Annotated in this window: 26 protein-coding genes, 1 tRNA gene and 2 pseudogenes; 14 read left to right on the top strand and 15 right to left on the bottom strand. The window is 59.4% G+C overall.

Annotated elements, in window-relative coordinates; all coding sequences use genetic code 11:
• Nucleotides 1–172: 172 nt before the first annotated feature.
• Nucleotides 173–487, top strand: a pseudogene (locus tag BS627_RS08235) (cation transporter); the annotation flags it as partial.
• Between the two features lie 45 nt (nucleotides 488–532).
• Here the strand turns inward: BS627_RS08235 and BS627_RS08230 are convergent.
• The gene (locus BS627_RS08230; protein ID WP_077982637.1) at nucleotides 533–1,402 is read right to left on the bottom strand and encodes a DMT family transporter; all 870 of its coding nucleotides are present in this window, start codon (nucleotides 1,400–1,402) and stop codon (nucleotides 533–535) included.
• 61 nt (nucleotides 1,403–1,463) lie between these two features.
• On the opposite strand from BS627_RS08230, the gene BS627_RS08225 reads away from it, so the two are divergent.
• From BS627_RS08225 to BS627_RS08215, 3 genes are all read left to right on the top strand, one after another.
• Nucleotides 1,464–2,090 (top strand): TetR/AcrR family transcriptional regulator, encoded by a 627-nt coding sequence (locus BS627_RS08225; protein WP_077982636.1) that lies wholly within the window; start codon nucleotides 1,464–1,466, stop codon nucleotides 2,088–2,090.
• A gap of 353 nt (nucleotides 2,091–2,443) precedes the next feature.
• A complete protein-coding gene (locus BS627_RS08220) occupies nucleotides 2,444–4,108 on the top strand; it encodes an electron transfer flavoprotein-ubiquinone oxidoreductase (RefSeq protein WP_077982995.1) in 1,665 nt (554 codons plus the stop codon).
• A 359-nt stretch (nucleotides 4,109–4,467) separates the two neighbouring features.
• Nucleotides 4,468–5,208, top strand: a complete 741-nt coding sequence (locus tag BS627_RS08215; protein WP_077982635.1) for a pentapeptide repeat-containing protein — start codon at nucleotides 4,468–4,470, stop codon at nucleotides 5,206–5,208.
• 77 nt (nucleotides 5,209–5,285) lie between these two features.
• Here BS627_RS08215 and BS627_RS08210 read toward each other — a convergent pair whose 3' ends face one another.
• Nucleotides 5,286–6,302 (bottom strand): zinc-binding alcohol dehydrogenase family protein, encoded by a 1,017-nt coding sequence (locus BS627_RS08210; protein ID WP_077982634.1) that lies wholly within the window; start codon nucleotides 6,300–6,302, stop codon nucleotides 5,286–5,288.
• A 103-nt stretch (nucleotides 6,303–6,405) separates the two neighbouring features.
• Between BS627_RS08210 and BS627_RS08205 the strand changes: the two genes are divergently transcribed.
• Both BS627_RS08205 and BS627_RS08200 read left to right on the top strand, forming a co-directional pair.
• The gene (locus BS627_RS08205) at nucleotides 6,406–6,795 is read left to right on the top strand and encodes a winged helix-turn-helix transcriptional regulator (RefSeq protein WP_077982633.1); all 390 of its coding nucleotides are present in this window, start codon (nucleotides 6,406–6,408) and stop codon (nucleotides 6,793–6,795) included.
• A gap of 120 nt (nucleotides 6,796–6,915) precedes the next feature.
• Complete coding sequence (locus BS627_RS08200; RefSeq protein ID WP_077982632.1) at nucleotides 6,916–7,752, top strand: undecaprenyl-diphosphate phosphatase; 837 nt, start codon at nucleotides 6,916–6,918, stop codon at nucleotides 7,750–7,752.
• A gap of 65 nt (nucleotides 7,753–7,817) precedes the next feature.
• Here the strand turns inward: BS627_RS08200 and mgtE are convergent, their stop codons facing one another.
• Both mgtE and BS627_RS08190 read right to left on the bottom strand, forming a co-directional pair.
• A complete protein-coding gene (gene mgtE / locus BS627_RS08195; RefSeq protein ID WP_077982631.1) occupies nucleotides 7,818–9,191 on the bottom strand; it encodes a magnesium transporter in 1,374 nt (457 codons plus the stop codon).
• Nucleotides 9,192–9,474: 283 nt separating this feature from the next.
• Complete coding sequence (locus BS627_RS08190; RefSeq protein WP_077982630.1) at nucleotides 9,475–10,719, bottom strand: MFS transporter; 1,245 nt, start codon at nucleotides 10,717–10,719, stop codon at nucleotides 9,475–9,477.
• A gap of 235 nt (nucleotides 10,720–10,954) precedes the next feature.
• On the opposite strand from BS627_RS08190, the gene BS627_RS08185 reads away from it, so the two are divergent.
• The 3 genes from BS627_RS08185 to BS627_RS08175 all read left to right on the top strand — a co-directional run bounded on the left by BS627_RS08185 (nucleotide 10,955) and on the right by BS627_RS08175 (nucleotide 13,960).
• Nucleotides 10,955–11,863 carry a diacylglycerol/lipid kinase family protein gene (locus BS627_RS08185; RefSeq protein ID WP_077982629.1) on the top strand — a complete coding sequence of 303 codons (909 nt, stop codon included), beginning with the start codon at nucleotides 10,955–10,957 and terminating at the stop codon, nucleotides 11,861–11,863.
• 190 nt (nucleotides 11,864–12,053) lie between these two features.
• Nucleotides 12,054–13,430 (top strand): aspartate aminotransferase family protein, encoded by a 1,377-nt coding sequence (locus BS627_RS08180; RefSeq protein ID WP_165691174.1) that lies wholly within the window; start codon nucleotides 12,054–12,056, stop codon nucleotides 13,428–13,430.
• Nucleotides 13,431–13,489: 59 nt separating this feature from the next.
• Nucleotides 13,490–13,960: an OsmC family protein gene (locus BS627_RS08175; protein WP_077982627.1), complete on the top strand. Its 471-nt coding sequence runs from the start codon at nucleotides 13,490–13,492 to the stop codon at nucleotides 13,958–13,960.
• 3 nt (nucleotides 13,961–13,963) lie between these two features.
• Here BS627_RS08175 and vapC read toward each other — a convergent pair whose 3' ends face one another.
• From vapC to BS627_RS08145, 7 genes are all read right to left on the bottom strand, one after another.
• On the bottom strand, nucleotides 13,964–14,353 hold the full coding sequence (gene vapC / locus BS627_RS08170; protein ID WP_003524104.1) for a type II toxin-antitoxin system VapC family toxin: 390 nt from the start codon (nucleotides 14,351–14,353) through the stop codon (nucleotides 13,964–13,966).
• Nucleotides 14,350–14,580 carry a type II toxin-antitoxin system VapB family antitoxin gene (locus BS627_RS08165; protein ID WP_077982994.1) on the bottom strand — a complete coding sequence of 77 codons (231 nt, stop codon included), beginning with the start codon at nucleotides 14,578–14,580 and terminating at the stop codon, nucleotides 14,350–14,352. The genes vapC and BS627_RS08165 overlap by 4 nt, the downstream gene beginning before the upstream one ends.
• A 66-nt stretch (nucleotides 14,581–14,646) precedes the next feature.
• Complete coding sequence (gene amn, locus BS627_RS08160; RefSeq protein ID WP_077982626.1) at nucleotides 14,647–16,152, bottom strand: AMP nucleosidase; 1,506 nt, start codon at nucleotides 16,150–16,152, stop codon at nucleotides 14,647–14,649.
• Nucleotides 16,153–16,257: 105 nt separating this feature from the next.
• Complete coding sequence (locus tag BS627_RS24520; RefSeq protein WP_162520402.1) at nucleotides 16,258–16,434, bottom strand: hypothetical protein; 177 nt, start codon at nucleotides 16,432–16,434, stop codon at nucleotides 16,258–16,260.
• Between the two features lie 11 nt (nucleotides 16,435–16,445).
• The gene (locus tag BS627_RS24515; RefSeq protein WP_162520419.1) at nucleotides 16,446–16,628 is read right to left on the bottom strand and encodes a hypothetical protein; all 183 of its coding nucleotides are present in this window, start codon (nucleotides 16,626–16,628) and stop codon (nucleotides 16,446–16,448) included.
• A gap of 148 nt (nucleotides 16,629–16,776) precedes the next feature.
• Nucleotides 16,777–17,373, bottom strand: a complete 597-nt coding sequence (locus BS627_RS08150; protein ID WP_077982625.1) for a hypothetical protein — start codon at nucleotides 17,371–17,373, stop codon at nucleotides 16,777–16,779.
• Between the two features lie 163 nt (nucleotides 17,374–17,536).
• Nucleotides 17,537–17,875: a DUF2147 domain-containing protein gene (locus BS627_RS08145; RefSeq protein WP_077982624.1), complete on the bottom strand. Its 339-nt coding sequence runs from the start codon at nucleotides 17,873–17,875 to the stop codon at nucleotides 17,537–17,539.
• Between the two features lie 581 nt (nucleotides 17,876–18,456).
• On the opposite strand from BS627_RS08145, the gene BS627_RS08135 reads away from it, so the two are divergent.
• Nucleotides 18,457–18,720, top strand: a complete 264-nt coding sequence (locus BS627_RS08135; RefSeq protein WP_003524109.1) for an SEL1-like repeat protein — start codon at nucleotides 18,457–18,459, stop codon at nucleotides 18,718–18,720.
• A 328-nt stretch (nucleotides 18,721–19,048) separates the two neighbouring features.
• Here BS627_RS08135 and BS627_RS08130 read toward each other — a convergent pair whose 3' ends face one another.
• Nucleotides 19,049–20,161 carry a pyridoxal phosphate-dependent aminotransferase gene (locus BS627_RS08130; protein ID WP_077982622.1) on the bottom strand — a complete coding sequence of 371 codons (1,113 nt, stop codon included), beginning with the start codon at nucleotides 20,159–20,161 and terminating at the stop codon, nucleotides 19,049–19,051.
• 158 nt (nucleotides 20,162–20,319) lie between these two features.
• Complete coding sequence (locus tag BS627_RS08125) at nucleotides 20,320–20,667, bottom strand: hypothetical protein (protein ID WP_035240153.1); 348 nt, start codon at nucleotides 20,665–20,667, stop codon at nucleotides 20,320–20,322.
• A gap of 306 nt (nucleotides 20,668–20,973) precedes the next feature.
• Here BS627_RS08125 and BS627_RS08120 point away from each other — a divergent pair, with 306 nt between their 5' ends.
• Together BS627_RS08120 and BS627_RS08115 are read left to right on the top strand one after the other, a co-directional pair.
• The gene (locus BS627_RS08120) at nucleotides 20,974–22,191 is read left to right on the top strand and encodes an NAD(P)/FAD-dependent oxidoreductase (RefSeq protein WP_077982621.1); all 1,218 of its coding nucleotides are present in this window, start codon (nucleotides 20,974–20,976) and stop codon (nucleotides 22,189–22,191) included.
• Nucleotides 22,192–22,198: 7 nt separating this feature from the next.
• Nucleotides 22,199–22,999, top strand: a complete 801-nt coding sequence (locus BS627_RS08115; protein ID WP_077982620.1) for an aldolase/citrate lyase family protein — start codon at nucleotides 22,199–22,201, stop codon at nucleotides 22,997–22,999.
• Nucleotide 23,000: 1 nt separating this feature from the next.
• On the opposite strand, the gene BS627_RS24510 is transcribed toward BS627_RS08115, so the two are convergent.
• Both BS627_RS24510 and BS627_RS08105 read right to left on the bottom strand, forming a co-directional pair.
• Nucleotides 23,001–23,177 carry a hypothetical protein gene (locus BS627_RS24510; protein WP_162854288.1) on the bottom strand — a complete coding sequence of 59 codons (177 nt, stop codon included), beginning with the start codon at nucleotides 23,175–23,177 and terminating at the stop codon, nucleotides 23,001–23,003.
• 89 nt (nucleotides 23,178–23,266) lie between these two features.
• Nucleotides 23,267–23,608 carry a hypothetical protein gene (locus BS627_RS08105; protein WP_077982618.1) on the bottom strand — a complete coding sequence of 114 codons (342 nt, stop codon included), beginning with the start codon at nucleotides 23,606–23,608 and terminating at the stop codon, nucleotides 23,267–23,269.
• A gap of 162 nt (nucleotides 23,609–23,770) precedes the next feature.
• On the opposite strand from BS627_RS08105, the gene BS627_RS08100 reads away from it, so the two are divergent.
• Together BS627_RS08100 and BS627_RS08090 are read left to right on the top strand one after the other, a co-directional pair.
• Nucleotides 23,771–23,861, top strand: a tRNA-Ser gene (locus BS627_RS08100).
• A 693-nt stretch (nucleotides 23,862–24,554) separates the two neighbouring features.
• Nucleotides 24,555–25,684 (top strand): annotated as a pseudogene (locus BS627_RS08090) (porin).
• The last annotated feature ends 10 nt before the right edge of the window (nucleotides 25,685–25,694 follow it).

Here is a 25,694-nt window from a genome sequence, read left to right as displayed (position 1 = left end):
GCGCCGCCGGCGCTCACGAGCAAAAAAGCGGAGTCCGATCCTCCTGTCGCGATGTTTGCTGTCTGCTGGCGGTTCATTTTCTCACGTCTGTACTTTATGGGGGCGCCTTTCCAGCCCGGGTCCATGGGCTTTAAAGGCGCTCCCACCATGCAGACGCCTGTCGTCTGGCAATTGTGGCGTCATCATCCCCATGCCGCTCGGCAATGTGAAACAGGCGCTGGCTGACATCCTTCTGGTGACCCCGCTGGATTTCAAGCAGCATGTGGACCGGGTGGCGGCCGAGACGGTGGAGAAATTCGGTTTCTCCTCGCACTATTTCTATGTCGCCCGCGGCCGTCAGATCGAACTCTTTTTCATCGTCCCGAAAGACTGGCCGCCCCGGCGTCTGGAGGAGTGGGACGCGATCCGCGACGAGATCGGCGATGCGCTGGGCGGCGAGGGGAGCGGCCGCTGGCTGACGATCGTGTTCACGACGGATGAGGAATGAGCGGTTTGAGTGTGGCGGAGCCGCCAGTTCCGGTAAGATTGTGTGTCATGGTGCTGTCGCGGCTCTGCGACCTCCCGCCAGATACCAGGCGACAGCAGACAGCACGATAGCGCCTCCCGTCAGAACGAGGGGCGACATTTCTTCGTTATAAAAGAGCCAGACCCACACCGGCCCGAGGATGACATCCAGCATGGAAAGCAGTCCGGCCTCCCCGGAGTTCATACGCCGGGACCCTTGGAGCAGAAGTATATAGCCGAGTGCTGTGGTTAGGACGCCGTAGAGGGCGCAGGCGATGATCTGCATCGGAGCTGGAATCGCAAACTGCATCAGCGGCAGCGCGATACACAGACAGGTCAGAGCGCCAAGAGCGGTCATCAGGGTGGCGTCCATGTCAGGGAAGCGCTTTGCGATGACGATTTGCGTGGCGCATCCCGTGGTCATGATGAAGGCGGCAAAGATGCCGAGCATGTCCTTTGGTGATACCGCCGCGCCGACCGAAATGAATACGCCGACGAAAGCCGCACAGCCAGCGATGACGAAACGATGGGTAACCCGATCCCGCAGGCATATAAAAGCGATTCCGGTCACAACAAAAGGTAGTGTCGCATAGATTGTCATGACGTTGGCGACGGTCGTCCATCGCAAGGACGCGATATATGTGATCGCCGCAATTGCAGATACCAAGCATGCAGCAACGCCGGGCAGACCGAATGACATCGACGACCGTTGCCTGACGATCTTGTTTCGAAGCAGAAGAAACGCCCCGAGAGTCAAGAAGGTGAAGGCGGAGCGCCACGCCACCATCGACCATACGTCCATATCCGCCATGCGGACGAACAGCCCCGCTGTACTCCATAAAACTGCGGAAGCTGCCACAAGATATATGCCTGTATAACGGTCGTGTGCTAAACTCATATCGGCATCGCTCCCAGGAGGTAAGTATGTGTAATCAGCAATGTAGACGATCGGTCTAGTTATGAGTGGTCAATCTGCGACGCGCACGCGTCTCATTTCGGAGGGAATGCGCCAGCTGCTCGCTCATGGCTATGAGGGGGTGGGAATCGGTCCGGTTCTGAAGGAAGTGAATGTCCCAAAAGGGTCATTCTATTACTTCTTTGCGAGCAAGGACGACTTCGTGGTGGCGGTTATCGATGCCTATGAGCAGAAATATGCGCGGATCAGGGAAAGACTTTTTTCTGATACCTCTCTGCGCGCTTTGCAGCGCCTATCGGTATATTTTGAAACGCTCGAACTGGAGCTTAAGCAAGACGGGCCTTATGCAGGCTGCCTTTACGGGGTCATTGCGCAAACTGCTGCGGGCCGCAGCGCTCTGGTTCGGGACGCGCTTGTCACTTCATTTCGGCGATGGGAGACGAGTATGCGCGAACTGCTCATGCAAGCCCAATATGAAGGCGACATCGCCGGCGATGAGGACATCTCGGATCTATGCGCATGCATCATCGAGGCGTATGAGGGCGCACTCATTCGCGTGAAAGCCACGGGCGATATTGGCGCTCTCACGCGGTTTCGCACCAGGGGGTTGAAAAGGCTGATGGCGCAGATCCAGTGCGATGACCGCTTGTTGTCCAGCAGGGACGCCTGATTGACCGCGCTCAGGGTGGCGCCGAAGTCCAGGGTTAAAGTTCTGCCTTTGCGACCTCTCGTTTCGAGAGGTTAAACCGATCACGCTTGACGGTTGGAAGGGCAATGCTTATCCTTTTTATTACGTGAACGTAAAGGTAATAAATCAATCATCAGGTTGTCTGACAATTGACTGGCTTGCGACATGTTTTGCCGCTATAGAAGCTCGACAAAGGCGTCCTGCTTTGCGAAGACAGGCGTTGGCGGGTGCAGTGTCGCGGATGGCTTTTTGACCGGCGCAGTCGATGCGCCAGGAATGCCGATAAGCGGATATAACAACAGCCGGATGGGACCGGCGATGCGGAGAGGATGGACATGACGGAAGCGATGGAACTGCCGGAACGCGAAGCGATGGAATTCGACGTTGTGATCGTTGGCGCTGGTCCTGCGGGCCTTGCCGCGGCGATCCGGCTGAAGCAGGTAGAGCCGGAGCTTTCGGTTGTCGTTCTCGAAAAGGGTGCCGAAGTCGGCGCGCATATTCTTTCCGGTGCCGTGGTCGATCCGATTGGCATCGACAGGCTGCTGCCGGGCTGGCGCGAAGAGGAGGGGCATCCCTTCAAGACCGAAGTCAAGGATGACCAGTTCCTGTTTCTCGGACCGGCCGGCTCCATCCGCCTGCCGAATTTCATGATGCCGCCTTTGATGAACAATCACGGCAATTACATCGTCTCGCTTGGGCTGGTCTGTCGCTGGTTGGCGGAAAAGGCGGAAGGACTCGGCGTCGAGATCTATCCGGGCTTTGCCGCAACCGAAGTGCTTTATAATGAGCAGGGCGCCGTCATCGGCGTCGCCACCGGCGATATGGGCATCGAGAAGAATGGCGAGCCGGGTCCGAACTTCACCCGCGGCATGGAGCTGCATGGCAAATATGTGCTGATCGGCGAAGGTGTGCGCGGTTCGCTCGCCAAGCAGCTGATTTCCAAATTCGACTTGTCCAGAGATCGCGAGCCGCAGAAATTCGGCATTGGCATCAAGGAACTCTGGCAGGTCAAGCCGGAGAAGCACAAACAGGGCCTCGTGCAGCATTCTTTCGGCTGGCCGCTGGGTTTCAAGACCGGCGGCGGTTCGTTCCTTTATCATCTGGAAGACAACCTCGTTGCCGTCGGCTTCGTGGTGCATCTCAATTACAAGAACCCCTATCTTTATCCTTTCGAGGAATTTCAGCGCTTCAAGACGCATCCGGCCATCCGCGAGACCTTCGAGGGCGGCAAGCGCATCTCCTATGGTGCGCGCGCCATCACCGAGGGCGGCTATCAGTCGGTGCCGAAGCTCACTTTCCCGGGCGGCGCGCTGATCGGCTGTTCCGCCGGTTTCGTCAACGTGCCGCGTATCAAGGGCAGCCATAATGCGGTGCTGTCGGGCATGCTGGCGGCGGAAAAGATCGCCGCGGCCCTTTCCGCCGGCCGCGCCCATGACGAGGTTTCCGAGATCGAGGCCGAATGGCGTGAAGGCGATATCGGCAAGGACCTTAAGCGGGTCAGGAACGTCAAGCCACTTTGGTCGAAATTCGGCACGCTTGTCGGCGTCGGCCTTGGCGGGCTGGACATGTGGACCAACCAGCTGTTCGGTTTCTCCTTCTTCGGCACGCTGAAGCACGGCAAGACGGACGCGCAGAGCCTCGAACCGGCTTCGAAGCACAAGAAGATCGATTATCCAAGGCCTGACGGCGTGCTTACCTTCGACCGCCTGTCCTCGGTGTTCCTCTCCTCCACCAACCACGAGGAAGACCAGCCGGTGCATCTTCAGGTGAAGGACATGGAGCTGCAGAAGCGCTCCGAGCATGACGTCTTTGCCGGTCCCTCGACCCGTTATTGCCCCGCCGGCGTTTATGAATGGGTGGAGAAGGACGGTGAGGAGGTCTACGTCATCAACGCCCAAAACTGCGTGCACTGCAAGACCTGCGATATCAAGGATCCCAACCAGAACATCAACTGGGTGCCGCCGCAGGGCGGCGAGGGGCCGGTCTACGCCAATATGTGATGGCGCAGCTTAAACTCTCTCTCGTCATGCTCGGGCTCGTCCCGAGCATCTGCAACGGATTGATTTGACGAGACGTGGATGGATCCTCGGGACAGGCCCGAGGATGACGTCGAGCGTGTTGGGACCGGTTGCGAGGTCGGGTCCCGTCCGGCATGATCGGCGTCTACGGCCCGCTCCCCCTCAGTATTTGTGGATTGCCCTTCGATTTCTTACATATAGGATGTTGGGGTGTTGTAGCATCGCGTCGCCCGTGGATTGCGGGCGGTGAATGCGGTAACGCCTTGAATGTGCATATGGTCCTTGGGCCGGCTCAGGAGCTGTTGCGTTTGCGCCGTCGCCCGACGACAGGGAGTGAAAGAATGTCCGGCTTTCAAAGGCTGAATATCGTGCGGAAGACAGGGTTCGGCGCCGGTTTGGCGACGCTTGCGATGATTGCCGTTTCTTTCAGCGGCGGTCCGCTGGTGGCCGCAAGCTGCCGCACCGACGCCATGGCCGGTATCGACTGGCGCGAATGCAACAAGCGTCTGTTGATGCTGGGCGACAGCAATCTCGATTCGGCAATGCTCTACGGCACGGATTTCACCTATACCGACCTGCGCGGCTCGTCGCTCAAGGGCGCCAATCTCGAAAAGGCGAAGCTTATTCGCACGGCTCTCGGCGGTGCGAACCTGCAGGGCGCCAATCTGACCAAGGTGGAAGCCTATCGTAGCGACTTTTCCGCCGCCGACGCCACCAATGCCAAATTCATCAATGCTGAAATGCAGCGAACCAAATTCGAAAAAGCCAAGCTGGACGGCACGGACTTCACCAAGGCCGAACTTGGCCGGGCCGATTTCGAGGGCGCCTCGCTGAACGGCTCGAAATTCTCGCTGACCAACCTGTCACGGGCCCGTTTCGGCGGCGCCAAGCTCGGCGGCCCGGTGGATTTCACCAGCGCCTTCCTGCTGCTGACCCGGATTGAAGGGGTCGATCTTTCCATGGCCACCGGCCTTGATCAGAAGCAGATCGACATTGCCTGCGGTGACGCCAAGACCAAATTGCCGAACGGTCTGACTGCGCCGGCCTCCTGGCCGTGCCCGGAAGAGCCAGACGACGATTGACAGGAAAAGCCGCGGGACCTCGATATATCACTATAAGCGGAAGAGAAGCGCCCGCAATGCGGACGCTTCATTGGTCGTCAGAAGCCGGAAAGCACGATCTTGCCCTTGGCCTTGTTGCTCTCGACCAGCGCATGCGCCTTGATGAGATTTGCGGCATTGATGGTGCCGAAAACCTCGGTCAGCGTCGTCTTGATCTTGCCGGCATCGACAAGCCCGGCCACATGGTTCAGCAGTCTGTGCTGTTCGATCATGTCAGGCGTCTGGAAGACGGCGCGGGCGAACATCATTTCCCAATGGATGGACACGCATTTACGCTTGAAGGCCATGACGTCGAAACCGCCGGCCGGATCGTCGATCAGCGCGAAACGGCCCTGCGGCGCGATGGTCGCCACGCTGTCGGCGGCATGAACGTCGCTATGGGTGGTGGAGAAGACAAAGCCCGGCGCACCTAGCCCGAGCGCCTCCACCTGCGGGGCAATCGGCTTGCTGTGATCGATGACGTGATGCGCGCCGAGTTCCTTCACCCACTCCATGGTTTCCGGCCGCGATGCCGTGGCGATGACGGTGATATCCGTAAGTGCACGTAGAAGCTGGATGGCAATCGAACCGACGCCGCCGGCGCCGCCGATCACCAGAATGGCATTGGCAGCGCCCGGAACCGGCTCCTTCACCCGCAGCCGGTCGAACAGCGTCTCGTAAGCGGTGATCGCTGTCAGCGGCAGGGCGGCGGCCTCTTCGAAATTCAATGATTTCGGCTTTGCGCCGACGATGCGTTCATCGACCAGATGGAACTCGCTGTTGGAGCCGGGGCGGTTGATGACACCGGCGTAGAACACCTCGTCGCCGGGCTTGAACAGCGAGACCTTGTCACCGACGGCTTTCACCACACCCGCCGCATCGAAGCCGAGCACGCGCGGTTCACCGTTTTCCGGCGGCTGGTTGCGGCGCACTTTGGTATCGACAGGGTTTACCGAAACGGCCTTCACCTGCACCAGAATATCATGTCCCTTCGCTTCCGGCTGGGGCAGGTCGATATCGATGAGGGCGTCTTTCGCCGTGATGGGCTGGTTCGTCCTGTAACCGATGGCGCGCATGAACAGTCTCCTTTGCTTGTTTGCGTGCCTCTTACTTGATACATATGAACATCGATCGCAAGAATGCACATTTTGTGATGATACATACAAAAAGGATACTGTGATGTCGCGACCGCGCGCCAAGCTCACCGGCAACTTTCCCGGCTGCCCGGTGGAATCGACCTTGAGTTTTCTCGATGGCAAATGGAAAGGCGTGATCCTCTATCACCTCATCAATGAGGGCACCCTGCGCTTCAACGAGCTGCGCCGCCATATTCCCAGCGTCACCCAGCGCATGCTCACCAAACAGCTGCGCGAGCTGGAAGAGGCCGGCCTGATTTCCCGCACCGTTTTTCCGGTGGTGCCGCCGCGTGTGGACTATGCGCTGACGCCGCTTGGCGAGACCATGAGGCCGGTGATCTCGGCCCTGAAAAGCTGGGGCGATGCCCATATCGTCTGCAAGAACGGCGCGAAATATACCCGTCTTCCCGAGATGAAGGAAAAGGCCGCCTGAAAAATCACGGGTAAAAGCGCACCCCGCCGCGCGCCTTTTTTATGGTGCGATGCAACATGTATTTGCCCTGATTGATGCATAATGCTGCGATCTCGATTCGCAGCAGGGACATCAGCACACATGAGCATCGGTTGGTTGGAGGCCGCATTTCTCGGCCTTTTGCAAGGGCTTACGGAATTTCTTCCGATTTCTTCAAGCGCGCATCTACGCATCGCCGGGGAGTTCCTGCCCTCCGGCGCGGATCCGGGAGCCGCCTTCACCGCGATTACACAGATCGGCACGGAAATGGCGGTGCTGGTCTATTTCTGGTCCGATATCATGCGGATCGCTGCCGCCTGGCTCAGGCAAAATCTTCGCCTTGGGCCATATGACAAGGCTGATGCCCGGCTAGGCTGGTTGATTATCGTCGGCTCGGTGCCGATCGTGTTTCTGGGGCTGTTCTTTAAGGACGCGATCGAACATTCGCTGCGCAACCTTTACATCACCGCCGTGATGCTGATCGTCTTCGGCATTGTCCTTGGCCTCGCCGACAGGATCGGCAAAAAGCGCTACAAACTGAACCAGCTGATCTGGCGCGACGGCATTCTCTTCGGTTTCGCGCAGGCCATGGCGCTCATTCCCGGCGTCTCGCGCTCGGGCGGCACCATCAGTGCCGGCCTGCTTTTAGGCTATACCCGCGAGGCGGCGGCCCGCTATTCCTTCCTGCTCGCCGTTCCCGCCGTCTTCGGCTCCGGCTTTTACCAGCTTTTCAAAAGCATCGGCGAGGACAATCCGGTCGGCTGGGGTCCGACGGGGCTGGCGACATTGATCGCCTTCGTGGTCGGTTATGCCGTGATCGTCGTCTTCCTCAAGCTGGTCTCCACCAGGAGCTACATGCCCTTCGTCTGGTACCGCGTGGTCATAGGCTTTATTCTGCTTGGACTGTTGGCAACGGGCGTCATCAATGCCGGCGGTTGATCAGTGCTGACGCGTGCGTATACCCAAATGAGTAGGCCCGCTCCTCCGAGCGGGCCTTTCGTCTTTTAGAGCAACGTGCCGCTGAGGATCACCAGCGCTACCGAGAAGTAGATGACGAGGCCGCTGACATCCACCAGCGTCGCGACAAAGGGGGCGGACGCGCTGGCGGGGTCGAGCCGCAGGCGTTGCAGCACGAAAGGCAGCATCGAGCCGGCCAGCGAGCCGAAGGTCACGATGCCGACGAGGGCTGCGAAAACGGTGGCGCCGACCAGCAGCCAGTGCTCGCCATAATCGTAAAACCCGGCCTGCTGCCAGAGGCTCAGGCGCAGGAAGCCGATGGCGCCCAGAATGCAGCCGAGCGTCAGGCCCGTCGGGATTTCCCGGAGCAACACCCGCCACCAGTCAGAAAGCTTCAACTCGCCGAGCGCCAGCGCCCGGATGATGAGCGATGTGGCCTGCGAACCGGAGTTGCCGCCCGAGGACATGATCAGCGGAATGAACAGCGTCAGCACCACGGCCTTTTCCAGCTCGCCTTCGAAATGCTGCATAGCGCTGGCCGTCAGCATTTCACCAAGGAACAGGGCTGCGAGCCAGCCGGCGCGCTTGCGGATCATGTCCGGAAAGCCGATCGTCATATAGGGCTTGCCCAGCGCTTCCATGCCGCCGAATTTGTGGGCGTCTTCCGTCGTGTCGGCGATCATGGTGTCGATCACGTCATCGACGGTGACGATGCCGAGGATATGCGAGCGGTCATCGACGACGGGCAGCGCCAGCAGGTCGTGCTTGCGGATCAGCCGGGCGACATCCTCCTGCGACATCAGCGGGCTTGCATAGGCAATGCCTTCTTTCGACGCGACGGAAAGGATGGAAGCGCCGGCTTGGCCGGTCAGCAGGCGGCGCAGCGTCACGACGGTGGAGAGCGTTCCGTCCTCAGCCAACACATAGATGGCATAGACCGTTTCACGCGAGCGCTCGACGACGCGGATGTGCGAAAGGGTCTGTTCCACCGTCCAATTGTCCGGCACGCTGACGAATTCCGTGGTCATGATCGAGCCGGCGGTACGCGGCGGATAACCCATCAGGTGCTGGATGGAGAGCGCTGTCGTGCGGTCCAGCCGGGAAAACAGCTTTGCCCGCGGCTCTTCGGCCATTTCCGCCATAACGTCGGCCACACGGTCGTCGGACATCAGGTTGACGAGGCGGGCGGCCTGTTCGACCGGAAGATCGGCGATGATGGCGGCGGCGCCATGCAGTTCCGGCCGGTCGAGAATGGCGACGGCCTTTGCCTGCGGCATGGCGAGGATGGCGGTTACGGCCTCGGCGACATCCAGCGTATTAAGGTGCTCGACGCGTTCGGCAATGGTGGTGGAGCCGGAGTTTCCGCTACGAAGAAGACGTGCGGCCTTGCTGGCCCTCTGGGAGAGGTTGTGGAAGTTCATGATTGCTCACCTTTCCGTCGATTCGCCGATCACGGCGAACGCGGTGGTGAGCCGACAGCGGTCGGATCAGTTCACGTTCGCCGGTCTCGGCAAAGGCAATCGACTGCTACTGTCGCTAGACATCCAATGATGCTCCGTTGAAATCCGCGCAGTGCCTGATCGGCATGCGCGTAAGGCCGTGTTGCGCCTGAAACCGAAAAGAGTCAAGCGCCTGATTGTGAAATTTCCGCAAGGGTCCGTACCGCGGCAGGAGGCGGTGGTGCTGGCTGTTAAAAAGGCGACCTCAAGCCACCTTTTCACGCCGCTCGACAGTGACCGAAACAAGGAAAACGCCAAGCCCGAGCAGGGAAAGAACCGCGCCCACATAACCGGTGGAGGCGTAGCCGAAACCCATGGCGATGACGAGGCCGCCGAGCCAGGCGCCGAGCGCATTGGCGATGTTGAAGGCGGAGTGGTTGGAGGCGGCGGCCAGCGTCTGCGCATCCTGCGCCACATCAATCAGCCGCGTCTGCACGGCCGGACAGGCGGCGAAACCGCAGCCGATCAGGAAGACGCAGAGGCAGAGCATGAAAGGATTGTCCGCCGTCATGCCAAACACCGTCATGACAAGCACGTTGAAGGCAAGCATGCCGCCAATCGTGCCGTTGAGCGAGATATCGGCCAGCCGCGAGCCGACCACATTGCCGACATTCATGCCGATGCCGAACAGCGCCAGCACCATGGAAACGGTGGAAACCGGCATCATCGCCACATCGGTAGTGGTCTTGGCGATATAGCTGAAGACCGAGAACATGCCGCCGAAGCCGACGGCGGCGATGGCGAGCGTCAGCCACACCTGCACACGGCGGAAAGCGCCGAGTTCGCGCCAGACGCTGGCGCCTTCCTCCACCCGATCACGCGGCTGGAAGAACCAGAGCAGCGCCACCGTCAGAAGTGCGATGCCGCCGACCAGCATGAAGGCCGCACGCCAGGAAAGCAGCTGGCCGAAGAAAGTGGCGAGCGGCGTGCCGAGCAGGGTGGCGATGGTGAGACCGAGCATGACGCGGCCAACGGCGCGGGCGCGCTTGTGGATCGGTGCCATGGAGGCCGCCACCAGTGCCGCAACCCCGAAATAAGCGCCGTGCGGCAGGCCGGTGATGAAGCGCAGAACGGTGAAGCTCAGGAAATCCGGTGCAACGGCGCTCAAGATATTACCGGCCGCAAAAAGCCCCATCAGGCCGAGAAGCAGGGTGCGGCGCGTCATGCGCGCGGCGAGAACCGCGATGATCGGCGCGCCGATGACGACGCCGAGCGCATAGGCCGTGATGACATAACCCGCCTGCGGAACGGTGACGCCATAGGTGGCGGCGACGTCGGGAAGCAGGCCCATGATGGCGAATTCGCCGGTGCCGATGCCAAAGCCGCCGGCGGCAAGCGCCAGTTCGATGAGCGCGATGGCAAGCGGGGAGAGGGCCACGGCAGGGGCGGCCGTGTAAACGGCTTCATTCTCCGCGCCAAGGCGGGCTTCAGAGAAATTCGAGTGGCTCATCGTGACCTGAAAAGCGGGAAGGGCCCACAGAAAAAAGGGCAAGACCGTATGGGAGCGGTCTGCCCTGACTGGAGATGCGCGGTCATGAAAATGACCTTAAGTGATCCCTAACATGAAATGATGCGTTGCGGTAGAGCGATTCTCGGCAAAAGAGCATCTTCACGCGATGGTGTTCGGAACCCTATATAAGGTCAGGCATTTACGCGCGGCTGCCTTGTTGGATCGGGTTGGAAACATGAAGCTCATTGCAATTTTCAATCGTGACGGTGGCACGTTTCGCACCACAGGCATGGAGGCCTATTGCGACCATGCCCGCGAGGTTTTCAGCCGCGCCGGCCACGCCATCGAGTGCCGCCTGGTCTCCGGAAAGGATATCGTCGAGGAAATGGAGCGCGCCGCCGATGAGCCGGGCATTGAAGGCATCATCGCCGGCGGCGGTGACGGCACGATTTCCGCAGCGGCGGCCATCGCCTGGAAACACGGCATCGCGCTCGGTATCGTGCCGGCCGGCACCATGAACCTCTTTGCCCGCTCTTTGAAGCTGCCGCTCGATATTCGCCAGGTGCTGGAGACGTTGGCGCATGGCGAAGTTGCCAGTGTGGATATCGCCAGCGCCAATGGCCGCCTCTTCGTTCACCAGTTTTCGGCTGGCCTGCATTCGCGCATGGTGCGCTACCGCAACAATCTCGCTTTTGCCTCCCGTCTCGGCAAGATCAAGGCAAGCATCCGCGCCGCCATCAGCGTTATCCTCAATCCGCCGGTGTTCGAGGTGGAATATACCGTGAATGGTGAAACCCAGTACCGTAAAGTCTCGGCCATCTCCGTCTCCAACAACGAGTTCGGCCAGAACTCGCTCCTGGTGGCAGACAATGTTTCCGGCGGCCATCTCGGCTTTTACCTCACCGATCCGCTACGCCCCTCGGGCGTTGCAAAACTCGCCTTAGACATTTTGCGCGGCAAGCTCAAGGAGAACGACGCCGTGACGGCCATGACCTCGACTGATGTGGAGCTTCATTTTCCGAAGAAACGCCACGACGTGCGATGCGTGATCGATGGCGAATTGTTGCCGATGGAACGGGATGTGGCTCTCAAAGTTCATGCGGGCGAATTGAGGGTTCTGGTGGGGCGGTCGTTTTTCGCATAGCGCAACCGACTGTGAATCGAGCGATCGCCGCTTGTTTCTTCTCCCCGCCGGGGAGAAGAAACCCAGCCGCCTCCGCTTGTCCAAGCCGCCTCGCTAAAAAACGCCAGCCTTGCCAAATCGAAGCCGCCCGGCCATGTTCGGCGGGCGTGACGGCGTGAGCGCCGTTGCCTTTATGGGAGTGCGATCTGTCATGAATGAAATCTCCAAGCCGATGTCCAATCTCGCCGCCATCGATGCCGCCCATCACCTTCACCCTTTTTCCGACATGGGCAAGCTCAACGCCGCCGGCACCCGCATCATCGAGCGCGCCGAAGGGGTGTTCATCTATGACAGCACCGGTAAAAAATATCTCGACGCCTTTGCCGGCCTTTGGTGCGTGAATATCGGTTACGGACGCCGCGAGATCGCCGATGTCGTACAGCGGCAGATGAACGAGCTGCCCTACTACAACGCGTTTTTCGGCACCACCACGCCGCCCGCCACACTTCTGGCGCAGAAGATCGCTTCGCGCGCCGGACCGAAAATGAACCATGTGTTCTTTACCAATTCCGGTTCGGAAGCCACCGATACCTGGTTTCGCATGGCGCGGGTTTACTGGAAGGCGCTCGGCCATCCGACAAAGACCAGGGTAATCGCGAGACGCAACGGCTATCACGGCTCGACCGTGGCAGGCGCTTCGCTCGGCGGCATGAAATGGATGCACGAGCAGGGCGATCTGCCGATCGAGGGCGTGGCCCATATCGGTCAGCCCTATTGGTATGCGGAGGGTGGCGATCTTTCGCCGGCCGAATTTGGCCTGAAGGCGGCGCGCGAACTGGAGGCGAAGATCGATGAACTCGGCGAGGAAAATGTCGCCGCTTTCGTGGCCGAACCCATTCAGGGCGCCGGCGGCGTCATCGTGCCGCCGGAAACCTACTGGCCGGAAATCGCCCGCATCTGCAAGGCGCGCAACATTCTTCTCGTCTCCGACGAGGTGATCTGCGGTTTCGGCCGTCTCGGTTCCTGGTTCGGTTACCAGCATTTTGGCGTGGAACCGGATCTCGCGCCTGTCGCGAAGGGGCTATCATCAGGTTATCTGCCGATCGGTGGCGTCATCGTCTCCGACCGGGTGGCGGAGGTGATGCTTTCCGAGCTCGGTGACTTCAATCACGGTTTCACCTATTCCGGCCATCCCGTCTGCGCCGCCGCCGCCCTGGAAAACCTTCGCATCATCGAGGAGGAAGGACTGGTGGAGCGGGTGCGCGACGATATCGGCCCTTATTTCTCTGAAGGCTGGAAAAGCCTGACGGATCACGAACTGGTCGGCGAGGCGGTGAATATCGGCCTGATGGGCGGCCTGCAGATAACGGCCGACAAGGCGACGCGCCGGCGTTTCGCCAAGCCGGACGATATCGGAACCGCGGTGCGCAACCATTGCCTGGCCAACGGCTTGGTCATGCGCGCCACCGGCGACCGTATGCTGGCCTCACCGGCCTTGACCATCAGCCGCTCGGAAGTGGATGAAATCATCGAAACACTGCGCAAGGGGCTCGACCACCTGCGCGATACGCGGGAGCATTTCCAGTAAAACCGCGTAGCGGTTTTACATCCGGAAAAGGCGACGAAAAACTCTTAGGGAGAACTAAAATGGCAGAACAGGAACATCATTACGCCGTGCAGGTGAAATGGACCGGCAATCGCGGCAAAGGCACGTCGGGTTACCGCGATTATGAGCGCGACTATACGATTTCCACTTCGGGAAAGGCTGACATCGCCGGCTCCTCCGACCCCGCCTTCCGCGGCGACGCCTCCCGCTGGAACCCGGAAGACCTGCTCGTCGCCTCGCTCTCGGCGTGCCACAAGCTCTGGTACCTGCATTTCTGCTCCGTCAACGGCATCATCGTCGAAGACTATGTCGACAATGCCGAAGGCACGCTTGTCATGGAAAAGGATGGTGCCGGGCAGTTCAGCGAAGTGGTGCTGAAACCGGTCATTACCATCTCGAAGGGTGATCCCGCCCGGGCGGATGAGCTGCACCATGATGCGCATGACAAATGCTTCATCGCACGGTCGGTGAATTTTCCCATCCGCGTGGAGGGGACGGTGAAGATGGTTTGAGGCTCACGCCAGTCGCAGACCGAGATGATCGGCCATCGGCTGAAAGTCTCGGTCATTTTGCAACAGCTTGTGCCCGTGCTCGATACAGTAGGTACCGATAATGAGGTCGTTGCTTTTTCTGATCGTATAGCCGCGCTCCCGCAGGAAGCGGTAATTGGCGGCGGCCTTGATGGCGAGCTGGGGCGACATCATCGCGACGCAGGGAAATTCGCCCAGCATCTGCTCAAGTCGGCGCGCATGATGACCGTCACGCGCGCCTCTAAGCACCTCAAGAAGAATGATGTCGCCGATCAGAATTTCGCCCTGCGCCATTAAGGCGCGAAACTTGGCGGAGAGGGTAGGCGCGTCTTTTCGAATAAATGAAATCCAGGCAGAGCTATCTGCTACGATCATTTGGTGTTCTTCACGTCCCAGTCCGTCTCAGCATCCCAATCCGTCCGCATCTCGTCCAGATCACCTTCCCAGCCCATGCCCTCCAACGCGTCGAGGGCACGCATCTGACGATGAATGCGCACCAGATCGCGCAACGCCTTTTCCACTGTCGCCTTTTTTGTCGAAAGGCCGGTGATTTCCATTGCCTCGGCGAGCAAGGCGTCATCGAGTTCAATGTTGGTGCGCATCGAAAAATCCTTGGTGTAGCGATTTTCGAAATTATACACCAAGGACGCTTTCCGCGACAGCTGTTTTTACTGGAACGCCGTCTCGTAAAAACTTCTGAGCTTGCGCGAATGCAGCGTTTCCGTGGGCATGGCCGCAAGCTTCTGCACGGCGCGAATGCCGATTTGCAGATGCTGGGCGACCTGCGTGCGGTAGAACTCCGTCGCCATGCCCGGCAGTTTCAGTTCGCCATGCAACGGCTTGTCGGAAACGCAGAGCAGGGTGCCGTAGGGCACGCGGAAGCGGAAACCGTTGGCGGCGATGGTGGCCGATTCCATGTCGAGCGCAATGGCGCGCGACTGCGACAGGCGCTTGACGGGGCCGGCCTGATCGCGAAGCTCCCAGTTGCGGTTATCGATGGTGGCGACGGTACCGGTGCGCATGATGCGCTTCAGCTCGAAGCCCTCGTAGCCGGTAACTTCTGCCACAGCGCCTTCCAGAGCCAGTTGCACTTCGGCGAGAGCCGGGATGGGCACCCAGACCGGCAGGTCGTCGTCGAGAACATGATCTTCGCGCACATAGGCATGCGCCAGAACATAGTCTCCCAGCCGCTGGCTGTTGCGCAGGCCGGCGCAATGGCCGACCATCAGCCAGGCATGCGGGCGCAGCACGGCGATGTGGTCGGTGATCGTCTTGGCGTTGGAAGGGCCGACGCCGATATTGACGAGCGTAATGCCGGCATGACCCTTTTTCTTCAGGTGATAGGCGGGCATTTGCGGCAGCCGCGCCAGTGTCATATCGGTTGTCGGCCTGTCGGAACCGGCAAGCGTGACGATATTGCCCGGCTCCACGAATTCCGTATAACCTTCACCGCCGTCGGCCATCAATTTCCGCGCCCAGGCGGCGAATTCATCGATATAGAACTGGTAGTTGGTGAACAGCACGAAGTTCTGGAAATGGCTGGCGCTCGTCGCCGTATAGTGGCTGAGGCGGGCCAGCGAATAATCGATGCGCTGTGCGGTAAAGGGCGCAAGCGGCGCCGGTTCGCCGGGCACCTGATCATATTCGCCATTGGCGATGAGATCGTCGGTATTGTTGAGATCGGGCGTATCGAAAAGATCGCGCAGCGGCACGTCGGAGAGCGAAGACGCCGCCGCCGCCTCGACATAGGCGCCTTCGCCGAAGGCGAAATGCAGCGGAATGGGTGTGGCCGATTCCGACACCGTTACCGGAACGCCGTGGTTCTTGATCAGAAGCCCCAGCTGCTCTTTCAGGTAGTGGCGGAAAAGCTCAGGGCGGGTGATCGTCGTCGTATAGACGCCGGGGGCGGTGACATGGCCGTAGGAGAGACGCGAATCGACATGGCCGAAGGTTGCGGTCTCAAGGCTGACCTGCGGGTAGCAGGCGCGGTAACGGCCGGTAATCGGCGCACCCTTGGCGAGTTCGGTAAAGGAGTTGATGAGGAACGCCGTATTGCGTTCATAAAGCGCGGTCAAAGCCGCCACGGCTTCTTTCGGATCCGTGAATGTCTGCGGCGCGAAAGGCTCGGGGCTGATGAAGGTGAGGGGCGGAATCGTTCGTTTTGCTATTGTCATGGCCCATTATAAGAGGCCAATTTCGACAGGCAAGCGACAGAAATACGAAGAAGCTGAAAAGAAACGCGAAAATGCAGTTCGAATAACTGTGGGGCGGCAGAAATTTCAGCCGAGCGCGCCGCGCTGCAGGCTCATGAGGAGTACGAATCCGGCGCCCTTCGAGGCCGGGCGGGGATCGGCCTTGTAAACCGCAAGTCCGGCCACCGGGCCGAGAAAGATCGAGGCCATCAGCATCAGCCGCAGGGCGGAAAACAGGCCGTTGGAGAAGCTTGTCGTCATCATCAGATCCCTTCTTACAGTACGACGGGGCAATTGGCGGCGGGCGCCGGGCTGTGCTGGCAGGCAATTGCCGCACCGGCATTCACCCGCTGGAAACTGCGGTTGGGATTAACGACGAGCGAGGCGAAGGACATGGCGAAGATCGCCATGAGAAACGCGAAGATTGCCAGTCGGCTGATCAGCTTTGTCATGCCCATTCCCCTTTATTGGAGTTGATGGACAGAGTTTTGCCACACTCGGACTGAACGGACCCTGAGGTCCCGGTTCATATGGTGTTCAGGGATGTTAACGGGTGGTGACATGGTGGATTGATGCCACAGTGGCGCTGGAGCACCCGCTTTTCGATCAGGGCAGAGGGGCTTCCGCACGCGCCGCAAGATCGGTCAGCAGGGTCTCGAATGCCCGAGGCTGGGTCACATTGACAACCGGCACACGGTGCTCCTGCGCGGATGCCAGCATGTCCGTGTTTTCCCGCAACGAACGCTCGATGAAGGCGTCGATGATCCGCCGCTTCTCAGCCGCTGCATCTTGATAGCGGGCGTGAGAACGCATTCTCTCGAGAAGAAAATCATTGCCGGCATGGAGAAAGACACCGGCGACCTCCTCGCCGAGCAGGGGCGAAATCAATTCCGGCCGCAGGGCCGCGCCCTCGAAGATTGCGGGCGTGCCGGTGCCTGACCTGCTGTCGATCATCGTGCGGATCGATGGCCATATGTTCTGATGATGTATCTTGAGAAACCAGTGGATCGTTTCCGCCGAGAGCTGCGAGTAATATTCCTCCACGGGCACCGGAACGCGCGGCCATGGCCTTCCCGGATGGCGGGCGAGACTGTCGGTCGATGTTGCCTCGCAACGCAGCCTATCGCTCAACAGGCCCGCAAGGGTGCTTTTGCCGACATGCGAAGTGCCTGCGATCAGGATTGTCGAAAGGATGGGGCGCATGCGTCGCTCTCGTTGGTGTTGGGCGCAACAATACATCAACGGATATATGGCTTCCATGCGGCCTGCGCCCGCAGGTTCGGGCGAAGTCCTTGGGCGGCGCACCGCACCGTCAGCCGTAGAGTCGCAAGCGGCAGGACAGAAAGCCCACCCGCCGCCTTGTCGATTACAGCCGCGTCCAGGTCTGCGATTTGCACAGAACCTTCAATACGCAACCCTTCATGCTCAGCGAGTTGCCGGAAACGGTGCCGGAGCCGCTATAGGTCTTGTCATTGGCAGGATCGGTGATCTCGCCGGAATAGCTGTTTCCCTTGCCGGAAAGCTTGCCAATCTGTTTTCCGGCATGCTTGCCGGTCTTCAGCGTCACGCAGAAAGCGCCGCCGCAGGGGCCGATCACGGCGGTTTCGCCGCTGGCCGTCTTCCAGTTGCCCTCAATGGCTTCTGCGGCAAAGGCAAGGTTGCTGCCCATCAGCAGGGCAGCGGTCATCATCATCACACGCTTCATGGAAACTCCTCCGTTCACGTCGCGCTGGTCTTTGCCCGTTCATCCTCCGCACGGGCAGGCGGATAGTATTTGACGTTAACGTAAAAGGAAACAGAAATTTGCGCCCATTGCACGGCATTTGCGACGTTTGAAAGCGAAGAAAAGAGGAAAACAGAAAATCGGTGTTTGGATCGTGGTGAACGAAGGGTTTAAATCCAATCCTAAACTTTTCGTAAAATTCGCCGCAAAGTCCTTAATTTCCGCACCTCGTGATATTTAACGAAAACCCAATTTTACCAATCGTTTGCAGTTTGTTTGCGGCCCATTAATCATGCCTTTTAAGCGGGTGTTGAAGGCCCGGTGGCATAGTGAACTCATCAAAAGCGCAGGGAAAACCTGCCGGACGGAAGGGCAAAAAAGGCCGCAAAAGACGGCGGGTCCGGACGATAGCCTCGGCAAGAAGGCAATGATGAAACAGGCGAGAGCATTCCAGCAAAAGTGCGAAGCGGTTTTGCGTCGGGAAATGCGAAAAAAAACAAAGAGACAGAGCGCTTCGCTTTTTGACGAAAAGCGGAAAGCTCTGAACGACAGGGATAAAAACGATGGCACGCTTTGAAATCCGCGATATCGAAATGGCTGCCGGTGGCGAAACCCGCGCCGACACTCTTTGCAATCTCGGCCTGGTCTATGCGACCGGCCGGGGCTGCAAGGTGGACCTGATCGCAGCCCATAAATGGCTCAACATCGCCGCGATCCGCGGATCGGAAAGAGCCGCTTCGCTGCGCGCCGATCTCGCCCGCAACATGACGAAATCGGAACTGGCCGAAGCGCTGCGCGCTGCCCGCGACTGGATGACGATGCACTGATTGACCCACGCCATCATTGAGATTTCCGGTCCGGTTCCCTCCAGTCCCGATGACCGGCGCAAAGGAAAGTAAACCCGAAGGGGAACGCGGCGAGGGCTTTGAAAACAAGCTTTTGCGCTGACACATCAAACCGCGACCGGCAGGAACAAGGCCGGCGCGGTTTTCTTATGTTGGGCGATGTCCGTTGCCGGAAAATGATTCGCGGGCAGGAGCTTGCGGGAGGTTGTTGAATCGATGCGTGGAATGCGGAAGTATTGGATTATAGGCGCGCCTCGCCTGAAACCCTCATCGCTGTTCCGGGGAACAGGGATGAGGGTGGGCTGGGAACTTACCCGATCGTCTTGAGAACCTTCGGCAGCGCTTGCTCGAAAAGATCGAGCTTGTCACCCGGCCCCACGCTCACGCGAATGCAGCGGTTGAGCGGCGCAACGCCCGGCATGCGGATGAAGACGCCACGTTCCATCAGCCCATCGACGATGGCGCGGGCATAAGCCCCGTCTCGATGGCAATCGATGGTGACGAAATTGGTGGCGGAGGGGAGCGGTGATAGGCCGTTATCTCGGGCAATTGCCGAAATGCGCTCACGGGCGTCAGAAATTTTACCAACGACTTCATGCAGATAGGCTTGATCTTTCAGTGCCGCCAAAGCGCCGGCGATCGAAATGCGTGCCATGCCGAAATGGTTGCGGATCTTGTCGAAGGCTTCGACATTGCCGAGCGTGCCGATGGCGTAACCCACGCGCGCACCCGCAAGCCCATAGGCTTTCGAGAAGGTGCGCATGCGCAGGATGTTCGGCTGGCCGATCAGCGCGTCGATGGCCGGCACGGCGCTGGCCGGCGCGGTTTCGCAATAGGCTTCATCCAGAATGAGCAGGCAGGTTTCCGGCAATGCGCGGGCGAAGGCGACGACTTCGCTCGCTTCCCACCAGCTTCCCATCGGATTATCAGGGTTGGCGAAATAAACGAGTGGCGCATTTTCCCGGATGACGAGATCGAGCAGCCCGTCAAGATCTTCGTGATCGTCGACATAGGGCGTGGTTATGAGTTTCCCGCCAAAACCGTTCACATGGTAATTGAAGGTGGGGTAACCGCCGAAAGAGGTGACGACAGGCGTGCCCGGCTCGACGATCAGCCTGGCGATTTCTCCCAGCAGCCCATCGACGCCGCCGCCGATGGCAATATTGCCGCGCGAGACGCCATGGTGGATGGCGAGCGCTTCCTTCAGCTCGAAATTTTCCGGATCGCTGTACATCCATGTCTCCGCTGCCGCATCGCGCATGGCCACAAGCACGGAAGGGGCAGGGCCGAAGCCGCTTTCGTTTGCGCCGATACGCGCTTCAACCTTCAAGCCGCGGTTCCGCTCGATGGCCTCCGGGCCAACGAAGGGAACGGTGGAGGGTAGCGAGACGGCGAGGGGGGTAAGGCGTGAAAAAGCGGACATTGGCTTCAGAGTTTCCGGTATCTGTGTTTAAAACCCGGCTCACAATAGGTCCAAAAAAACCGGACGCAAGGCGCAGCCGGTTGCGGCATGACTGTTTTGGAACAGAATTTTACGTCCCGGTGAGGGGACGGAAAAGCCATCGGCCTATCGTGCCGGGGTCACGCGTTGGTCTCGAAGCTCAGGCGTCGCACATGGTGCAGGAACTCCGCATCGATCAGCATATTGAAGCCGATCGTCACTTTTTCCTCTTCGCGGCGGATCAGCGTACAGCCGATCTCATCGCGGATACCGAGAATTTCCAGATAGAAATTGGCCGGCATTTCCAGGTCGGGACTGACATCCAGTTCCGCGCCGTAAAGGGAAATGGTCCGCACCAGGCAGCGCATGGTGTCCTTGGCGCTGAGATGATGCCCGATGAAGGTGATCTTGCCGGGCCGGTCGATCTGAAATTTCTCGTACATCTCGTCTTGGGGGACGTTCTGACGGGGATCCATATGCAAAGCCATGACAACCTCCCGGATTGCCTCTTTTGATGCCGATTTTAACGCCGCTTCCTTGCCAGGGCATGAAGGAAATGCAAGCAATTGTCTGTTGTCTGTATCGATCTCAACCAGTCTTCCCATCGGAAGCCGATGTTTCCACTATGGAAATGCGTTCGGTCTCATCCGGTTGCAGTCTGTGCTGATACTGCGTCACGCTTGCACGGGGCTGGTGTTGACTGGGGCCGTACTTGGCGTTACGCCTGAGCCTTGCAATATCGCTTCACGAGGCCCGACAGGACCGGCGCTTCGTGATTCTTCTGGGAGTGGACTGTGACGGAAAGGCTTGTAATCGTCGGGGCGGGGCAGGCCGCTTTCGCGCTGGCGTCGAAGCTTCGGGCGCTGAAGGATGAGCGCCCCATCACCATCATCGGTTCCGAAGACGCCTATCCCTACCAGCGGCCGCCGCTCTCCAAAAAATACCTCCTCGGCGAGATGAGCTTCGACCGGCTGATGTTCCGGCCGGAGGAATGGTACGCGGAGAACAATGTCGATATGCGGCTTTCCACCTTGGTCGAGGAGATAGACCGCTCAGCCAAAACCCTGCGCATGCAGGACGGCGGCACGCTTTCCTATGACCGGCTGGTGCTGGCGACCGGGGCGGCTCCCCGGCTGCTGCCCGCCAGCATTGGCGGCGATCTGGAAGGCGTCCTGACCGTTCGCGACAAGCGCGATGCCGACCGTCTGATGGAGGAGATGAAGCCGGGCCGCAGGCTGCTGGTGATCGGCGGCGGTTATATCGGCCTCGAAGCAGCGGCCGTCGCCCGCAAGCTCGGCCTCGAAGTGACCTTGATCGAAATGGCCGACCGCATTCTCCAGCGTGTGGCGGCGAAGGAAACCGCCGATATCATGCGCGGCATCCATCAGGCCCACGGCGTTTCCATTCGCGAAAAGACCGGTCTTGTGCGCCTTGTCGGCATGGATGGCCGGGTGGCCGCCGCCGAACTGTCCGACGGCTCGACGCTGGATGTGGACTTTGTGATTGTCGGCATCGGCGTAACACCGAATGATCGCCTCGCTCGCGAATCGGGCCTCGACGTCGGCAATGGCATCGTGGTGGACGACCATACCCGCACCTCCGACAGCGCCATTCATGCGGTGGGCGATTGCGCGCTGCTGCCTTGGCGCGGTCAGCATGTGCGTCTCGAATCGGTACAGAACGCAGTCGATCAGGCTGAGGCGGCCGCTGCCGTGCTCACCGGGGCTGCAACCGCCTATGATCCCAAGCCATGGTTCTGGTCGGATCAATATGACGCCAAACTGCAGATCGCCGGCTTCAATCTTGGTTACGACGAGACGATGCTGAGGCAAGGCGCGCGCGAGGGCAGCTGGTCCGTCTGGTATTTCCGCGATGGCCGATTCGTGGCGGTGGATGCCGTCAACGACGCCAAGGCCTATGTCGCGGGCAAGAAACTGCTCGATACCGGCGCGGAGCCGGATCGCGCCATCCTGGCGGATGCTTCCGCCGATCTGAAATTACTGCTTTCCTGAGGACATCATGCCCGCTCCCGAAAACCGTTTCAAAACCGCCATCCATGCCGGCAAGCCGCAGATTGGCCTCTGGCTCGATATGGGCGAGGCCATCACGGCGGAAATCGCCGGCACTGCGGGTTTTGACTGGCTGGTGATTGACGGAGAACACGGGCCGAACGATCTGCGCAGCATCATCGATCAGCTTCGCGCGCTTGCCACATCGCCCGCCGAGCCGGTGGTGCGCGTGCCGGTCGGCGAAAGCTGGATGATAAAGCAGCTTCTGGACGCGGGTGCGCGCACGCTTCTCGTGCCTATGGTCGATTCGGCCGATCAGGCGAAAGATCTGGTCAGTGCCATGCATTATCCGCCGCGCGGCATTCGCGGCATGGGGGCTGCCGTCGCCCGCGCTTCCGCCTTTAACACGATAACCGACTACGCCGACAGCGCCTCGGACGGCGTCTGCCTGCTGGTGCAGGCCGAAACGCGTGCGGCGATCGACGATCTCGACAATATTCTTGCGGTGGAAGGCGTGGACGGCGTCTTCATCGGCCCGGCGGATCTGGCGGCGGATATGGGTTATCTCGGCAGGATAGACGAGCCGGAAGTGCAGACGGTGATAGAGGCAGCCATTGTCAAGATCGTCAAGGCGGGCAAGGCCGCCGGCATTCTCACCTTCAACGAAACCTACAATCGCCGCTATCTCGAACTCGGCGCTTCCTTCGTGGCCGTCGGCGCCGATGTTACGGAATTCGCCAGCACCCTGCGTGCGCTATCGGCCCGTTACAAGGGCGGGGCAGCACCTGCGCCATCGCGGTCGGGATATTGATTCAGTCGTCGTTGCTGGCGTTCAGCTTTTCCGGCGGAATGCCTTCTTCGCCGGAGGCGAGATAACCGCCATTGATAAGGGCGGCGCGAACGATGCGCTGGATGGCTTCATCCCTGTCGATGCCGTGATCCCTCGCAAAATCCGACAAAGCCGTTTCAAGATCGTCGCTGAACCGCATATTCGCCCCCATTCATCCCATTTCAAATCAATACGAAAAGGCAAGGCGGGATTGACCCGCCTTGCCTGAATTTTAAGCCCGTGCGGCCATCAGCGCCAGCGATAAAGGCTTCCGTTCGACGAATTCTGCTGCGTGCTTGTGCCGACCGCATAACCGATTGCAAAACCGAGTGCGCCAACGATCGTCAGCAGGGAGGTTGCCGTGCCGGGGTTCTCCTTGACCGCTTCGACGACATGCTGGCCCTGGGCGCGCACATTGTGGGCCGCCTTGCGAACGCGCCCGCGCGCCTCATCCAGAAATTCGGATGCATCTTCGCCCACGCCTTCCGCGCGGGCCGAGACGGATTTGGAGAGGGATGCGATCTGCGAACGCAGCTCCGCAATCTGGTTTTCGATCGTGTCTTCGACAACATTCAGTTTGGTCTGAGCCATTAGAACACCTCTTTTGTTACCGAAGCCAGAACGTGCCGGCGTGCAAGAAGTTCCCGAAAGGCCCGCAAAGTTTCGCAGGAGGATGTTCAGCCAACAGGTTTTTGTGCTTCTTGGCGAAAAAGCCTTGCAATCATTTTTTTTACGCAATAATCAGGCCGCACCGGAGAGGTGGCCGAGTGGTCGAAGGCGCTCCCCTGCTAAGGGAGTATACGTCAAAAGCGTATCGTGGGTTCGAATCCCATCCTCTCCGCCATTTCGGCGCAAGACCGGAAATTCCAGCCCGCCCGATCCTTCACTTCAAGACTGCAACCGGAGCGCTTTGGCGACTGTCGCCGCTTGTCACCTGTTCTTCCGTCCGTTTCGAATTGGCGCGCGCAACAAATCGGCTGCTGCCGATCATAAAAGCCAATTGTCGAATGCGACGCCTCCTCATCACATCAGATATCCCGAGCGAATAGACGCGATCGATACGACGTTGGTCCCTCGAATCGTTGCGTGGGGAATCGGTGTCAAACGGCTTGGCTTTTCCCTAGTCTCTCCACGCGCGCTGTGAGGGTGTGTCAGATGCAGGGGTGTAAGGATGCGACGGTTTCCACCTTTCTTGCCCGACGAGGCAAGGTTTCTCCGAAAAAGCCGGCAGTTTGTAAATATCTTGTTAATCTCACTAACTAACGGATTTTCAAGCAATTTCTTAACGCATGGTAAACCCGCCTGCGGGGTGGCTGCGCATGGTGTGTTGTTTCCGCAACAAATCGAAATGAAGCATATACGTAAATGCTATTTATCGGATGTTGGCGATTGCATGCGGCGAAACCTTTTGTATTTTCACCACCAGAAGCGAGGCGGTGGATCGTTTGGCTTCTAAGAACACGGGAATGGGGCAGGGAATGCTGTCCTTCAGCGAAAGTACCCAGACCCACTTAAAAACTTTGACTGGAGGTCAACCATGAACATCAAGAGCCTTCTCATCGGCTCCGCTGCGGCTCTCGCAGCAGTATCCGGCGCACAGGCCGCTGACGCTATCGTCGCTGCTGAGCCTGAGCCCATGGAATACGTTCGCGTTTGCGACGCANCGCTGACGCTATCGTCGCTGCTGAGCCTGAGCCCATGGAATACGTTCGCGTTTGCGACGCATTCGGCACCGGCTTCTTCTACATCCCCGGCACCGAAACCTGCCTGAAGTTCGACGGTTACATCCGTTTCCAGACCGACTTCGGCCGTAACAAGTCCGGCACGTCTGACTGGGATTCGTTCACCCGCGCTCAGTTCAACATCGACACCCGCACCGACACCGAGCTCGGCGCTCTGCGTGGCTACATCGGCTTCCGCGGCCAGGCCGACAACGACAGCAACCGCGGCGTTGTTGTTGACCAGGCTTTCATCGAACTCGGCGGTCTGAAGGTCGGTTACTACTACAACTGGTGGGATGACGGTCTCTCCGGCGAAGTTGATGTTCTCAGCTCTAACCAGACCCGTCTGAACGCTATCCGTTACACGTACGACGCTGGCTCGTTCTACGTGGGCGTTGCAGTTGAAGAACTCGAAGCTGCTCGCGGCGGTTCCAACATCTCTGACGACTTCGTAAAGGGCGGTTTCTTTGAACGCTCCAACAACGTTGGCGTATCCGCCATCGTTGGCGCGAAGTTCGGCGGCGTAAACGCTAACCTGCTCGGTGGCTACGACACCGACGCTGAAGAAGGCGCAATCCGCGCTATCGTCACGGCTGACATCGGTCCGGGCACGCTTGGCCTCTCCGGCGTTTGGGCTTCTGGCGCAAACCGCTACTACGAAGAGTCCGAGTGGGCGGTTGCTGCTGAATACGCCATCAAGGCAACTGACAAGCTGACCATCACCCCCGGCTTCCAGTACTTCAACACGATCGACCTCGGCTTCGATAACGACTGGGTTGGCGATCGCGATGCATGGCGCGCTGGTGTAGCTGTTGGCTACAAAATCACCGACGGCCTCTCCACGCTCGTTTCGGTTAACTACCAGGACGTCGACGGCACCGAAGGTGTTGACACCGGCGCTGGCGACAGCTGGGTTGGTTTCGTTCGCCTTCAGCGCACGTTCTAATCTGATCTGA

The organism is Agrobacterium salinitolerans, from assembly GCF_002008225.1.
GTDB classification, from domain to species: domain Bacteria; phylum Pseudomonadota; class Alphaproteobacteria; order Rhizobiales; family Rhizobiaceae; genus Agrobacterium; species Agrobacterium salinitolerans.
Note: the sequence above shows the minus strand (reverse complement) of the source record. Positions and strands in the feature narration are given on the sequence as shown.

Bases quoted from the DNA above. Each gene is read 5' to 3' on its own strand.
- BS627_RS08230 (WP_077982637.1), bottom strand. From the start codon at position 1,402: ATGAGTTTAGCACACGACCGTTATACAGGCATATATCTTGTGGCAGCT.
- BS627_RS08225 (WP_077982636.1), top strand. From the start codon at position 1,464: ATGAGTGGTCAATCTGCGACGCGCACGCGTCTCATTTCGGAGGGAATG.
- BS627_RS08220 (WP_077982995.1), top strand. From the start codon at position 2,444: ATGACGGAAGCGATGGAACTGCCGGAACGCGAAGCGATGGAATTCGAC.
- BS627_RS08215 (WP_077982635.1), top strand. From the start codon at position 4,468: ATGTCCGGCTTTCAAAGGCTGAATATCGTGCGGAAGACAGGGTTCGGC.
- BS627_RS08210 (WP_077982634.1), bottom strand. From the start codon at position 6,302: ATGCGCGCCATCGGTTACAGGACGAACCAGCCCATCACGGCGAAAGAC.
- BS627_RS08205 (WP_077982633.1), top strand. From the start codon at position 6,406: ATGTCGCGACCGCGCGCCAAGCTCACCGGCAACTTTCCCGGCTGCCCG.
- BS627_RS08200 (WP_077982632.1), top strand. From the start codon at position 6,916: ATGAGCATCGGTTGGTTGGAGGCCGCATTTCTCGGCCTTTTGCAAGGG.
- mgtE (WP_077982631.1), bottom strand. From the start codon at position 9,191: ATGAACTTCCACAACCTCTCCCAGAGGGCCAGCAAGGCCGCACGTCTT.
- BS627_RS08190 (WP_077982630.1), bottom strand. From the start codon at position 10,719: ATGAGCCACTCGAATTTCTCTGAAGCCCGCCTTGGCGCGGAGAATGAA.
- BS627_RS08185 (WP_077982629.1), top strand. From the start codon at position 10,955: ATGAAGCTCATTGCAATTTTCAATCGTGACGGTGGCACGTTTCGCACC.
- BS627_RS08180 (WP_165691174.1), top strand. From the start codon at position 12,054: ATGAATGAAATCTCCAAGCCGATGTCCAATCTCGCCGCCATCGATGCC.
- BS627_RS08175 (WP_077982627.1), top strand. From the start codon at position 13,490: ATGGCAGAACAGGAACATCATTACGCCGTGCAGGTGAAATGGACCGGC.
- vapC (WP_003524104.1), bottom strand. From the start codon at position 14,353: ATGATCGTAGCAGATAGCTCTGCCTGGATTTCATTTATTCGAAAAGAC.
- BS627_RS08165 (WP_077982994.1), bottom strand. From the start codon at position 14,580: ATGCGCACCAACATTGAACTCGATGACGCCTTGCTCGCCGAGGCAATG.
- amn (WP_077982626.1), bottom strand. From the start codon at position 16,152: ATGACAATAGCAAAACGAACGATTCCGCCCCTCACCTTCATCAGCCCC.
- BS627_RS24520 (WP_162520402.1), bottom strand. From the start codon at position 16,434: ATGATGACGACAAGCTTCTCCAACGGCCTGTTTTCCGCCCTGCGGCTG.
- BS627_RS24515 (WP_162520419.1), bottom strand. From the start codon at position 16,628: ATGGGCATGACAAAGCTGATCAGCCGACTGGCAATCTTCGCGTTTCTC.
- BS627_RS08150 (WP_077982625.1), bottom strand. From the start codon at position 17,373: ATGCGCCCCATCCTTTCGACAATCCTGATCGCAGGCACTTCGCATGTC.
- BS627_RS08145 (WP_077982624.1), bottom strand. From the start codon at position 17,875: ATGAAGCGTGTGATGATGATGACCGCTGCCCTGCTGATGGGCAGCAAC.
- BS627_RS08135 (WP_003524109.1), top strand. From the start codon at position 18,457: ATGGCACGCTTTGAAATCCGCGATATCGAAATGGCTGCCGGTGGCGAA.
- BS627_RS08130 (WP_077982622.1), bottom strand. From the start codon at position 20,161: ATGTCCGCTTTTTCACGCCTTACCCCCCTCGCCGTCTCGCTACCCTCC.
- BS627_RS08125 (WP_035240153.1), bottom strand. From the start codon at position 20,667: ATGGCTTTGCATATGGATCCCCGTCAGAACGTCCCCCAAGACGAGATG.
- BS627_RS08115 (WP_077982620.1), top strand. From the start codon at position 22,199: ATGCCCGCTCCCGAAAACCGTTTCAAAACCGCCATCCATGCCGGCAAG.
- BS627_RS24510 (WP_162854288.1), bottom strand. From the start codon at position 23,177: ATGCGGTTCAGCGACGATCTTGAAACGGCTTTGTCGGATTTTGCGAGG.
- BS627_RS08105 (WP_077982618.1), bottom strand. From the start codon at position 23,608: ATGGCTCAGACCAAACTGAATGTTGTCGAAGACACGATCGAAAACCAG.